Genomic DNA, 13,040 nt, shown 5'->3' with positions numbered 1-13,040 from the left:
TCCCCTTCTGGAAGGGGTGTAGGGGTAGGTTGACCTAAAAATTTCAAATGACGAAGCGGAATAGAACTATGAAGAACACCTACAAATTACCCCAAAGAGAAGAGCGAGGAGGCTTATTCCGTCTCATCAGTCGCTTTCTACGCATGGACTCATCCATGAGCGAGGTGATACACGTGCGTTTTCTTCCCCAAATTTTATTTCTGGCCTTTCTATGTCTGTTGTACATCGGCAACCGCCACTACGCAGAGAAAAAAATTCGTGACATCAACGATCTGGAAACAGAAGTTGAAGACCTGAGAGCAGACTATACTACCCTGAAGGCAGATTTCATGTATGAAAGCAAGCAATCAGAGGTGGCAAAACGAGCCGCAGAGCTCGGTTTAAAGGAGAGCAAAGAATCACCGGTATTGATTAGGGAAGTTGAAAATTAGTCAGAAGCCATATTGCAAGACCGGATCTGTCATCTCGACCAGAGGGAGAGATATTTATCATTTTGAAACGTTGGTAAAGATTTCTCGCGATGCTCGAAATGACATAAAAAATACTTTCCCCCTCTGGAAGGGGCTAGGGGGAGGAGTTTTATCATGAGCATAAAAAGAGACATAGTACTGCGCGTTAGAATCGCCTTTTTGCTCACCTTTTTGGTGGCAGGAGCGGTGGTTTTCCGCATTGCCAAAATCCAGTATATCGAAGGAGACAAGTGGAGAAGCATGGGTGAGACGCTTGGTATGCAGGTGATGAACGTAAAAGCGACGCGTGGAAACATCTATGCAGATGATGGTAGCCTGCTAGCCACTTCACTTCCATTCTATCGATTGGCGATTGATCCTTACTTACCATCCAATGGCCTGTATAAAAACAATATCGATTCGTTGTGCTACCTGCTATCGCGCTACTATGGAGATCTGACCCCAACGCAATACAAACGCAAGATCGATGGTGCCCGGAAAGATGGTCGCCGATACTTGACGCTCAATCGAAAGGAAATTGGCTATCAAGACAAAAAGAATATGGAACACTGGCCGCTCTTCCGGGAAGGCCGGTTGAAAGGCGGGGTGATTTTCGAAAAGGTGGAGCAGCGGTTTCTGCCATTTTCTCATTTAGGGATTCGTACCATTGGTAGTGTGGATGCCAGCGACCGTGGAACCGTAGGGCTTGAGTACAGCTTCAACAAACAGTTGGCTGGAGTCAACGGCAAGGGATTGTACCAAAAGATGGCCGGGGGAGGCTGGAGGCCTATTTATGACGGCACAGAAAAACGTCCGGTAGATGGCTATGATATTCAGACAACCATCAACGTAGACCTGCAGGATGTAACCGAATCAGCGTTGCTGGATGAGCTACAAAAGCATGATGCGGACTATGGAGTAGCTATCGTGATGGAGGTGAAAACCGGAGAGATCAAAGCGATTTCTAATTTGAGTCGAAATGCAGATGGCGACTACTATGAAAGATATAATTACGCCGTAGGTAGCCAGGGTTCTCGAGAACCGGGCTCTACGTTCAAGCTGGCAAGCATGATTGCGCTACTGGAAGAAACAGACATCAAGCTTTCCGATACAGTTGATACCGGAGATGGCAAACTGGAATTTTTTGATAAAACCATGCGTGATCATACGCCTGAAGGATTTGGAACACTGACTGTTCAGGAAGTATTTGAAAAGTCTTCCAACATTGGTGTGGCGAAGTTGATTTCTCGCTACTTCGGCAATGAGCCTGAGAAATACATCAATTACCTGAAACGCATGAACCTTCACCAACCACTTGATTTTCAGATGGTAGGAGAGGGTAAGCCATACATTAAAGATCCATCTGATAGCACCTGGAGTGGCGTTTCCCTTCCGTGGATGTCACACGGCTATGAGCTGAAAATGACTCCACTTCAAATGTTGACCCTTTACAATGCGGTGGCCAACAATGGTAAGATGGTCAAGCCGATGATCGTGAAAGGAGTGATGAAAGCCGATCGAATGGTTGAAGAATTTGAAACAGAAATAATCAATGACCGAATCGCTTCAAAAGAGACCTTGCGAAAAGTGAAGCTGATGATGGAGGGAGTGGTGGAGCGTGGTACAGCCAAAAATATCAATCACAGTCACTATAAAATTGCTGGTAAAACCGGCACTGCCAAGAAGGTTAGAAATGGCCGATACGTAAAAGAATACTACACCTCATTCGCAGGTTATTTCCCTGCCGAAGCACCAAGATATAGCTGCATCGTAGTAATTGATAATCCGAAAGGTTATCAGATATACGGTAGCGATGTGTCAGCTCCGGTGTTCAAAGAAATTGCGGATAAAATCTATTCCCTGGAGCTGGATATGCACGAAATTGGTACACAGGAGCGTACCTATGTGACCGGAGTTTTCCCCTACATCAAGGCTGGAAAGCGAGATGAATTAACCATGATTTGCAATCAGCTTGGCATCTCCAATCACGCAAAAGCAGAAACCGAGTGGGTCACTACAGATGTGATCAATGATGCGGTATATTGGAAGGGTAATCCTGTAAAATACGAAGTAGTGCCGGATGTACGAGGTATGACGCTTCGCGATGCAATTTATGTGCTGGAGAATCTGGGACTTGAAGTGAAAGTAGAAGGAAGGGGACGTGTGGCTACTCAGTCCATTACGCCGGGCGGCAGACTAACAAAAGGTTCAACCATAAAACTACAGATGAGCTAATGCAGACGCTGAAAGACATATTATTTGGCGTTTCGCTCCAATCCATCACTGGAAACAGGGAGGAAGAGGTGACTGGAGTAGCTTTTGATTCCAGAAAGGTGGAAAAGGCATTCCTGTTTGTCGCAGTGAAGGGGCTCACCGTGGATGGTCATGACTTTATTAAAGCCGCAGTTGAAAAAGGAGCTAATGTGATCGTGTGTGAGAGTGCTCCTAAGAATTTAGATGAGAATATCACGGTTGTTCAGACGGACAATTCAGCGAAAGCCCTGGGCATCATCGCTTCGAATTTCTACGGACGACCTTCAGAGAAATTGAAGCTCGTAGGCATAACAGGGACCAATGGCAAGACCACTTGTGCCACCTTGTTGTATGAGCTTTTTCAAAACCTGGGGTATACGGTGGGCTTACTTTCAACAGTAGAGAATAAGATTAACCATAAGATCTTAGACACCAGCTTTACCACTCCTGATGCGGTGCAACTTAACCAGCTTTTGGCTGAAATGGTCGAGAGCGGTTGCACGCATGCGTTTATGGAAGTAAGCTCCCACGCCCTGGTTCAGCATCGTGTTGCTGGTATTCATTTTACAGGCAGTGTATTCACAAATATTACCCATGATCACCTGGACTACCACAAGACATTTGATGAATATATCGCTGCGAAAAAACTCCTATTTGATGGCCTTTCATCCGAAGCTTTCGCTTTGGTGAATGTAGATGACAAACGTGGCGCTGTGATGATGCAGAATACGAAAGCCACAAAACATCGAATGGGTATCCGATCGATGGCAGATTTTAAGGTTCGTATCATCCACAACACCCTCCAAGGTTTGGAATTGAATTTCGATGGGGTGGATGTCTGGTTCAAGCTCATTGGAGAGTTCAACGCATACAACCTGCTCACGACCTACGCAGTTGCCATACTGCTGGAAGAAGAGAAGGAGCACATCCTGAGCGGATTGTCTACAACCTCTGGCGCCAGTGGCCGCTTTGAAAAAGTAGAAAATGCCGCAAATGTGATGGCTATTGTGGACTATGCACATACGCCCGATGCGTTGGAAAATGTTTTGAAAACCATTGATAACCTGCGAACCAAGAATGAGATGCTGGTAACCGTGGTAGGATGCGGGGGCGACAGGGACAAAACCAAGCGTCCAAAAATGGCAGAGATTGCCGCCCGATTTAGCGATAAGATCATCCTGACCTCCGATAATCCTCGTACGGAGGATCCAAAACAGATTTTGGAAGACATGAAAGCCGGCATCCCAAAATCGAAAGAACGAAACGTGATGGTAATTGAGGATCGAAAAGAAGCCATCCGAACGGCCTGCAATCTGATAAGCGATCAGGACATCATTCTGGTAGCAGGAAAAGGTCATGAGACCTATCAGGAAATTAATGGAGTGAGAAATCACTTCGATGATAGAGAGGTCCTAAAAGAAATTTTGAATTAATGAGGATAAACAAAAAATATCATAAGCAATTTATTCCTCTCCTTGGAGGGGTTAGGGGTGTGTTAATCCTCAATCTAAAATCTTATAAATCTACAATCGAGCAATGCTGAACTACTTATTTGAATATCTAAATCAAATAGACTTCCCGGGGGCGGGATTGTTTCAGTATATCTCATTCCGGGCGGGAATGGCGGCAGTATTATCCTTGCTGATCACCATCACTTTTGGAAAGTACCTGATCGAAATGCTAAGAAAATACCAGTTGGGTGAATCCATTCGCGATTTGGGTCTGGCAGGCCAGATGGAGAAGAAAGGCACTCCGACTATGGGAGGAATTATCATCATCTCCGCGATAGTGATACCAACCTTACTCTTCGCTGATTTAAGCAACATCTACATCATCCTGCTGATCATCTCTGCGCTATGGATGGGGTCGATTGGATTTCTGGATGATTATCTGAAAGTAAAGAAGAAAAACAAAGAAGGCCTTCGAGGTAAATTCAAAATCATTGGCCAGATAGGCCTTGGACTGCTCGTTGGCTTAGTGATGGTTTTTCATGAGGATATCGTAATCCGTGATTTTTCCGGGGAGGCATTCAAGGATGAAAGCACCTTGCTTACTACTATTCCATTCGTGGCAAACAATGAATTTAATTACGAATGGCTGTTGCCGGAATTCCTGTCTGATTATTCGTGGATACTCTATGTTGCAGTGGTCATTTTCATTGTCACAGCTGTGTCCAACGGAGCAAACATTACCGATGGCCTGGACGGCCTGGCTGCCGGCACCTGTGCTATCATCGGGCTCACACTGGCAGTGCTGGCTTACCTGTCCGGTAATGCCATTTTCGCCAACTACCTGAATATCATGTTTATCCCAAACTCCGGCGAGCTGGTAATTTTCTGTACCGCTTTTGTGGGGGCGTGCATCGGATTTCTGTGGTACAATTCGTATCCTGCTCAGGTCTTCATGGGTGATACGGGGAGTCTTTCACTCGGCGGCATCATCGCAGTGCTAGCGTTTGTAATTAGAAAGGAATTATTGATTCCGGTACTCTGCGGAATCCTGGTCATTGAAAATTTATCAGTGATCATTCAGGTGTCTTATTTCAAATACACCAAAAAGAAATACGGGGAAGGAAGACGCATCTTCTTGATGTCGCCGCTCCATCACCACTATCAGAAAAAAGGATTGCACGAAGCGAAGATCGTGGCTCGCTTCTGGACGGTGGGAATCCTATTGGCCATTTTCACACTTGCAACGCTAAAAATCAGGTAATGACAGTAACACAAATTCATGAATTGAACGAGAAGTTTCAGAAAGGTGCGGTACAGCTTTCTGAACTTATCCCCTCCGGCACGTTGGTGCAGGCCACTTCCATGTTGATCAGAAGTGCCCGAAAAATTGACGAGCTCTTTTTGAAGCTGTTGAAAGCTCCCTCCGAAGGAGAGTTCACCCGCATCATGGGTAAACTAGAAGACGAGTCGGATGAAGTGCTTTTCATTCTGGATCAGCTCGAAATGGCCAACAAAAAACAGAAGATCGCTTTGATCAATGACTTCCTGAAGGAAGGTTACGACTTGATGTCTATGTACTCAAGATGCTTTGATTACATCATCGACCAAAAAATAAAAGACGAGGAATAATGAACGAACGCATAGTCATATTAGGTGGAGGTGAAAGTGGCGTAGGAGCCGCTATGCTGGCCCAGCAAAAAGGCTATGAGGTATTCTTGTCTGACGGTGGGAACCTGGCTCCAGATCGTAGGCGAACACTCAAAAGTATCAAAATTGATTTTGAGGAAGGAGGGCATTCGGAAGAGCTGATTTTGAATGCTTCATTGGTGGTGAAAAGCCCGGGTATTCCGGATTCAGCCGCTTTGGTACAAAAGATATTGGGCAAAGGCATCCCTGTCATTTCTGAAATAGAGTTTGCATACAGATTTATAGATAAAGCGAAGGTGATCGCCATCACAGGTACCAACGGAAAGACCACAACTTCTCTGTTGACATATCACCTACTAAAAACAGCCGGATTCAAGGTTGCTTTGGGTGGCAATGTAGGAAGAAGTCTTGCCGGGCTGGTAGCTGAGGGTGGATTTCACTACTATGTCGTGGAGGTGAGCAGCTTCCAGTTGGATGGAATAAAAAATTTCCGACCGGATGTGGCCGTGTTGCTAAACATCACACCTGATCACCTGGATCGATACGATTACAATTTCAACAAGTATGTCACGTCCAAATTCAGAATTGTAGAAAACCTGACCAGCGAGCAGGCTTTCATTTACTGTGCCGATTCTGAGCCGGTGACCGAAGAGATAAGCAGGAGAAAAATTGAGGCCAGCATGTTTGCGATGACGGCCTCTAACAACAATAAGCTGAGTGCTTACTTGAAAGAAGAACACTTGATTTTCAACTTTCAGTTCAAGCGTGATTCAGCTCAATATAAGATTCCGGTTTCGGAAATCTCACTAATAGGAAAACATAATATGGTCAACAGCATGGCGGCTGTGCTCAGTGCGCTGTGCATGGAAGTACCGATGGAAAAAGTGCTAAAAGGCCTCAAGAATTTCAAGAATGCACCGCACCGACTGGAGTTTGTGACAGAGATAGATGGTGCAGCCTATATCAATGATTCCAAAGCGACCAATGTGGATTCAGTCTATTACGCACTTGATGGAGTGAAGGGAGATATCGTTTGGATTGCGGGAGGTATTGACAAAGGAAATGACTACTCGCAGATAGAGAAGCTGGTGAAGAAGAAGGTGAAAGCGCTGATCTGCATGGGTACAGACAATCGTCCATTGACCAGCTTTTTTGGATCGAGACTGGAGAAAATTGTAGAGGTAGATTCTGTTAAAAAGGCTGTCCAGCAGGCACACGATTGGGCGGAAGAAGGTGATGTGGTATTGCTGTCTCCGGCATGTGCCAGCTTCGATTTATTCAGCAATTATGAAGACAGAGGAGATAAATTCAAGCGAGCTGTAAGCAAGCTCAGCAAGAAACTTAAAGCAAAAGAGGCATGAACGAGATAAAAGATTGGGCATATCGAAACCTGAAAGGCGACCCGGTGATTTGGTTCATCGTACTGATCCTTTCCCTGTTTAGCATCCTGGTGGTATACAGCGCTACCGGAAGTCTGGCCTACAAAATGATGGATGGCAACACAGAGTATTATTTGATCAAGCACTCGGTTTTGGTAGTGGTGAGTTTGATAGCTATCTGGCTCGCACACCGAATTGATTATCGTTATTACTCTAAAATTTCGCGCCTTGTTCTATGGCTCTGTGTGCCGCTTCTGTTGTTTACCTGGTTATTCGGATCAACCATCAATGAAGCATCCAGATGGTTAACCATTCCGGTGATCAATCAGGCATTCCAGCCGTCTGATCTGGCAAAATTGGCTTTATTGGTAACACTGGCCAGCATGTTATCCAAGCGTCAGCAGTCTATTGATGATTTTCAAAAAGCCATTGTACCCATGCTTTTCTGGATTGGGTTGATTTGCGGTCTCATCGCATTGACTAACTTCTCGTCAGCGATCCTGCTATTTCTGACCTGTACATTGGTGCTCTTTATTGGACGAGTACCGGTGAAATACCTTGCCATGCTCTTGGTTATCTGCATGTCCTTCGGTTCAGTGGCTTTCATGATCGGTCAACGGGGTGGAACCGCTATCTCACGGGTAGAAGACTTTTTGAATAACGATACCCCATACCAGGCTAAGCAGGCCTACATCGCCATTGCTTCAGGGGGTGTGATCGGCAAAGGTCCGGGTCAAAGTGACCAACGAAATTTCTTACCTCACCCATACTCGGATTTCATTTATGCAATCATTCTGGAAGAGTATGGACTTATCGGAGGTATCACAATATTGTTTTTGTATCTGGCTTTGCTCTATCGGGGGATGAAGGCAGCAGAGAAGAATGATCGAGCGTATGGAGGGTTGTTATCAGCAGGTCTCAGCTTTGCACTCGTCATCCAGGCTTTGGTGAATATGGGAGTAGCCGTAGGCTTGGGCCCTGTTACGGGTCTCACACTTCCATTCATCAGTATGGGAGGTACATCTCAACTTTTTGCGGGACTTGCGCTGGGGATCATCCTTAGTGTAAGCCGGGGAGAGATTGACAAATTCGGTGGAACTATAGGGAATCAATATAAAGAAGCAGCGTAATCGAACAGGAGCGAACATATCGCATTATGATTAGTGGTGGTGGCACAGGTGGGCACATCTACCCGGCTATTTCTATTGCTCAGGCATTGAAAGAGATGCTTCAGGATGTGGAGATTCTGTTTGTGGGCGCTAAAGGAAAGATGGAGATGAAGAAGGTGCCGGAAGCTGGTTTTGAGATTGAGGGGCTATGGATCAGTGGAATCCAAAGGAAGCTTTCTGCCGATAATCTGATGTTTCCATTTAAGCTTCTATCAAGCATTCGACAAGCGTCTAAGTTGATCAAGAAATTCAATCCTGACGTGGTAGTAGGCGTTGGTGGCTATGCCAGCGGCCCATTGCTGTACGTGGCTGGAAAGAAAGGCATTCCAACATTGATTCAGGAGCAAAATTCATACGCCGGGCTCACGAATAAGTGGTTGGCCAAATCAGCCAGAACGATCTGCGTTGCTCATGAGGGAATGGAAAAATACTTTCCTGCAGAGAAATTAGTGGTGACAGGCAACCCTGTGCGGAGCACAATCAAGTTAAATCCAAACCGAAAAGGTGAGGCTTACAGACATTTTGAACTGGAAGAATTTAAGCCAACACTGTTGGTGATTGGAGGAAGTTTAGGAGCACGCACTTTAAATGAAAGCGTATTGGGTGGTCTGGAGAAGTTGGAAAAAGAAGACATTCAATTGATCTGGCAATGTGGAGGCTACTATCATGATGAAATGAAGGAACGAGCAGAGGGTAAAGGAGGGAAAGTAGTCCTTAAGGATTTCATTTTCCAGATGGATTTCGCTTACTCCTGCGCTAACGTGGTGATCTCTCGAGCTGGGGCACTTTCCATTGCTGAACTGATGCTTACGGGTAAACCTTCCATTTTGGTACCTTCTCCAAACGTGGCTGAGGATCATCAGAGCATAAATGCGAAAGCATTAGTAGATAATGATGCTGCTGAAATGGTAAAGGATAATGAAGCCATGGAACGGCTGATAGATGAAGCCATTGCTTTATTGAAAGATAAAGACCGACAGCAAAAACTGTCAAAGAATATTGGAGACATGGCACATGAAAATGCAGCCATGGATATTGCAAACGAAGTAATGAAACTAGTTGACCAATGAATCTCAAAGAAGTAAATAAGGCTTATTTCATCGGTATCGGAGGTATCGGCATGAGTGCATTGGCCCGCTGGTTTCATGCGAATGGTACACCAGTTGCCGGCTATGATAAGACAGAAAGCGATCTGACCAGGAAACTGGTTGAAGAGGGAATGGAAGTTCATTATGAAGATCAGCTTGATCTCATTCCAGACAAATTCCTCGAGAAAGAAGGCACGCTCGTAGTTTACACGCCTGCTATTCCGAAAGATCATTTGGAGCTAAACTACTTTCAGGACAATGGCTTCTCGGTGAAGAAGCGATCCGAAGTATTGGGAATGATCACCGAGAATCACTTCACCATTGCGGTGGCAGGTACTCACGGAAAGACCACAACAACCTCCATGATCGCTCACCTGCTAAGCAGTACCCGCAAGGGATGCTCTGCGTTTGTTGGTGGCATCATGACCAACACTGGCACCAACCTGATCATTGGCGACAAGAATGCACCGATAGTGGTTGAGGCCGACGAATATGATCGGTCGTTCATGCGACTAAATCCGAACTATACCATCATCACTTCCCTGGATCCGGATCACCTGGATATTTACGGAGATGAGACAGCCATGCTGGATACCTATGAGGAGTTTGTGAAGAAGACACCTAAGGATGGAAAGGTATTGATGCACTCGGATGCCGGATTTAGAATCAACCCCGGAAACAAATATGTGTCCTATGCCATCCGAAATGGGGATGCAGTGGCTGATGCCCTTCGCATTGTGAATGGAGCATTCGTTTTCACCTATCGCTATGGCATGGAAAAAATCTCTGATATCCATCTGGAAGTACCAGGCTATCACAACGTAGAAAATGCCCTTGCTGCGATCACCGTCGCACTGGATATGGGCATGGAAGGCAAGGAAATTCGCAAGCGAATCAAGACGTATGCAGGTGTGAAAAGAAGGTTTGAGTATGTCTTTAGAAGCCCACATGCCACGCTGATAGATGACTATGCCCACCATCCGGAAGAGATTAATGCATTCTTAAAATCGGTGAGGTCTCTTGCGGGTAATCGTAAGATTACAGCGATCTTCCAGCCGCATTTGTATTCCAGAACAAACGACTTTAAGAAGGGATTTGCTGAAGCCTTGGACAAGGCTGACGAAGTGATCCTGCTGGATATCTATCCGGCAAGGGAGAAGCCGATCGATGGGGTTTCTTCCAAATCGATTTTTGATCTGATGGAGAATGAAAAGAAGGTGATGGTATCGAAAGAGAATCTGTTGGAAGAGCTGGATAAACACAACCTGGATATCGTGGTGACAATTGGGGCGGGAGATATCGACCGTGAGGTGCCGAAGGTTGCTGAGTACATGAAGAATAAGTTTAACCCTAAACCGATAAGCGAAGAAGATGAGTAAGGAAGAAAGGAAAAACATCCTGATCTATTCGTTTAGCGGACTGCTGTTGCTTTCGCTAATCACGTTTGCCGGGGTGAAAAACAATAGCCGAAAGGTGGAAGATGTGAAAGTGGAGATCACCGATCAGGAAGGAATCTTCTTTACGGATCAGCTGGAAGTGCTGGATCTGATGACGGACAAAAGCGCTGACTATGTGATTGGGATGGAGATGGGAGATTTGGATCCTAAGATTTTGGAAGAGCGTGTGGAAGCTAATCCTTTCGTAAAGGATGCTCAGGTATACAGAGACCTAAAGGGAAATTTGAAAGTAAAAGTGGAGCAGAGCAAGCCCATAGCCCGGGTGTTTGTAGATGGAAAGAAAGATAAGTACATCGATACGGATGGACGAGTGCTGCCAGTGAATGCCAAGCACACTGCGAGAGTGCCATTGATTGAGACAGCTTTTGATTTTGTGTGGAAAGAAAACATGAACGAAAGCAAATACGGAAAGCAGGTGTTTGAGCTACTTACTTTCATTGAGAAAGACAAATTCTGGAAAGCCCAGATTGCACATATCTACATCAAAAAGGATGGAGAGATAGACATGTATCCACAGGTAACGAAGCAGGTCATTGAGTTTGGGAAACCTGAGGATTTAGAACGAAAGTTTTCAAAGCTGATGACTTTTTATAAAGAGATTTTACCCAAGAAAGGCTGGAATACCTATGACAGGGTGAATCTGAAGTTTGAGAATCAAATTATTTGTGAATAAAAATACAGTTATGAGTTACGAGTTTCTAGTATCGAGTAAAATTTCAAAGTTGATTTTTGAATTAAATCAAGACTCGAAACTCTTCACTCAAAACTCGAAACTATAATATTATGGAAGATAAAATCATCGTTGGACTAGACATTGGCACTACAAAGATTTGTGCCATTGTAGGTAAGAAAAATGAATACGGAAAGCTGGAGATACTCGGCATGGGCAAGGCAGTATCCGATGGTGTGATCCGTGGGATCGTTACAAACATTGACAAAACCGTACGAGCGATCGAGAAGGCCATTGCTGAGGCAAGCGAGCAGTCGGGTATCGATATTGGCGTGGTGAATGTAGGTATTGCCGGGCAGCACATCAAGAGTGCGGTACACCATGGAGGTATTACCAGGGAGGATAAAGATGGGGAAATCACCATCGAAGACTTGGCTCGACTTACTAGCGACATGCACCGAATTGTCACTCCTCCGGGTAGCGAGATCATTCACGTGATGCCACAAGACTACATCGTAGACTATGAAGACGGCATCATGGATCCTGTGGGCATGACCGGGGTGAAACTCGAGGCAGATTTCCATATCATCACTGCTCAGACCAACGCAATCAACAACATAAACAAGTGTGTGAAGAAAGCTGGGCTCCAGATTGAGAATCTCATTTTGGAACCACTCGCGTCCAGCTTATCTGTTTTGTCAGAAGAAGAGAAAGAGGCAGGCGTTTGCCTGGTAGACATTGGGGGCGGTACTACCGATGTGGCGGTATTCTATGACAACATCATCCGTCACACTGCGGTGATTCCTTTCGGTGGCAACATTATCACTTCAGACATCAAGCAAGGATGTATGGTGATGGAACATCAGGCGGAACTCCTGAAAACGAAGTTTGGAAAAGCTATCTCGGAAGAGGCCAGCCCGAATGAGATCGTATCGATCCCCGGCTTGAGGAACAGACCTCCAAAAGAGATTTCTATCAAGAACCTTGCTCACATCATAGAGGCGAGGATGGAAGAGATCATTGAGCTGGTGCACACAGAGATCATCAGCTCCGGATTCAACAAGAAGTTGGCGGCAGGTATCGTGGTGACAGGTGGGGGTTCACAGCTGACCAATTTGAGCCAGCTATTCGAATACATGACCGGACTGGATACACGAATTGGTTATCCAAACGAGCACCTGGGCAGAAGCAAGGTAGATGCGGCAAAGAGCCCAATGTTTGCAACGACTGTTGGGTTGGTGCTTTCAGGATTTAAAGCGCTGGATATTCGACAGGCGAGATATTCGGAAACTACTTCCTTCAATGAAGGAGGAAAGAAAAAAATGAAGCAAGGCAACAAGTTCTTTTCCAATATTCTGGAGAAAACGAAAGGCCTTCTGATCGATGATTTTGATGATAAAATAAACTAGCTCTAGGCTGTTAGCCATTGGCCATTTGCATGAGCCAACAGCTAATTGCCAAAAGCCAAAAGCAAAAT

The 13,040-nt window shown here is 45.3% G+C and carries 11 protein-coding genes; all 11 read left to right on the top strand.

Annotated elements, in window-relative coordinates:
- Window positions 1-47 precede the first annotated feature (47 nt).
- The 11 genes from RLN88_RS08370 (at window position 48) to ftsA (ending at window position 12,972) form a co-directional block, all read left to right on the top strand.
- Window positions 48-431 carry an FtsL-like putative cell division protein gene (locus tag RLN88_RS08370; protein WP_350220937.1) on the top strand — a complete coding sequence of 128 codons (384 nt, stop codon included), beginning with the start codon at window positions 48-50 and terminating at the stop codon, window positions 429-431.
- A 153-nt stretch (window positions 432-584) separates the two neighbouring features.
- A complete protein-coding gene (locus tag RLN88_RS08365; RefSeq protein ID WP_350220936.1) occupies window positions 585-2,684 on the top strand; it encodes a PASTA domain-containing penicillin-binding protein in 2,100 nt (699 codons plus the stop codon).
- Window positions 2,684-4,135 carry a UDP-N-acetylmuramoyl-L-alanyl-D-glutamate--2,6-diaminopimelate ligase gene (locus RLN88_RS08360; RefSeq protein ID WP_350220935.1) on the top strand — a complete coding sequence of 484 codons (1,452 nt, stop codon included), beginning with the start codon at window positions 2,684-2,686 and terminating at the stop codon, window positions 4,133-4,135. The genes RLN88_RS08365 and RLN88_RS08360 overlap by 1 nt, the downstream gene beginning before the upstream one ends.
- Window positions 4,136-4,238: 103 nt before the next feature.
- Window positions 4,239-5,414 (top strand): phospho-N-acetylmuramoyl-pentapeptide-transferase, encoded by a 1,176-nt coding sequence (gene mraY / locus RLN88_RS08355; protein WP_350220934.1) that lies wholly within the window; start codon window positions 4,239-4,241, stop codon window positions 5,412-5,414.
- Window positions 5,414-5,782, top strand: coding sequence for a hypothetical protein (locus tag RLN88_RS08350; RefSeq protein WP_350220933.1), 369 nt, complete (start codon window positions 5,414-5,416; stop codon window positions 5,780-5,782). The genes mraY and RLN88_RS08350 overlap by 1 nt, the downstream gene beginning before the upstream one ends.
- Window positions 5,782-7,161, top strand: a complete 1,380-nt coding sequence (murD, locus tag RLN88_RS08345; protein WP_350220932.1) for a UDP-N-acetylmuramoyl-L-alanine--D-glutamate ligase — start codon at window positions 5,782-5,784, stop codon at window positions 7,159-7,161. Before RLN88_RS08350 ends, murD begins: the two co-directional genes overlap by 1 nt.
- On the top strand, window positions 7,158-8,309 hold the full coding sequence (locus RLN88_RS08340; RefSeq protein ID WP_350220931.1) for an FtsW/RodA/SpoVE family cell cycle protein: 1,152 nt from the start codon (window positions 7,158-7,160) through the stop codon (window positions 8,307-8,309). Before murD ends, RLN88_RS08340 begins: the two co-directional genes overlap by 4 nt.
- A 26-nt stretch (window positions 8,310-8,335) precedes the next feature.
- Window positions 8,336-9,418, top strand: a complete 1,083-nt coding sequence (gene murG, locus RLN88_RS08335; protein ID WP_350220930.1) for an undecaprenyldiphospho-muramoylpentapeptide beta-N-acetylglucosaminyltransferase — start codon at window positions 8,336-8,338, stop codon at window positions 9,416-9,418.
- The gene (murC, locus tag RLN88_RS08330; protein ID WP_350220929.1) at window positions 9,415-10,815 is read left to right on the top strand and encodes a UDP-N-acetylmuramate--L-alanine ligase; all 1,401 of its coding nucleotides are present in this window, start codon (window positions 9,415-9,417) and stop codon (window positions 10,813-10,815) included. The genes murG and murC overlap by 4 nt, the downstream gene beginning before the upstream one ends.
- Complete coding sequence (locus tag RLN88_RS08325) at window positions 10,808-11,566, top strand: cell division protein FtsQ/DivIB (protein WP_350220928.1); 759 nt, start codon at window positions 10,808-10,810, stop codon at window positions 11,564-11,566. Before murC ends, RLN88_RS08325 begins: the two co-directional genes overlap by 8 nt.
- A 110-nt stretch (window positions 11,567-11,676) precedes the next feature.
- Entirely contained in the window at window positions 11,677-12,972 is a 1,296-nt protein-coding gene (gene ftsA / locus RLN88_RS08320; protein ID WP_350220927.1) for a cell division protein FtsA, read from the top strand.
- Window positions 12,973-13,040: the final 68 nt, after the last annotated feature.

Origin of the sequence: Ekhidna sp. (genome assembly GCF_040223195.1) — a bacterium.
GTDB lineage: Bacteria > Bacteroidota > Bacteroidia > Cytophagales > Cyclobacteriaceae > Ekhidna.
The sequence above is the reverse complement of the archived record's forward strand: the minus strand, read 5'-3'. Positions and strand labels throughout refer to the sequence as shown.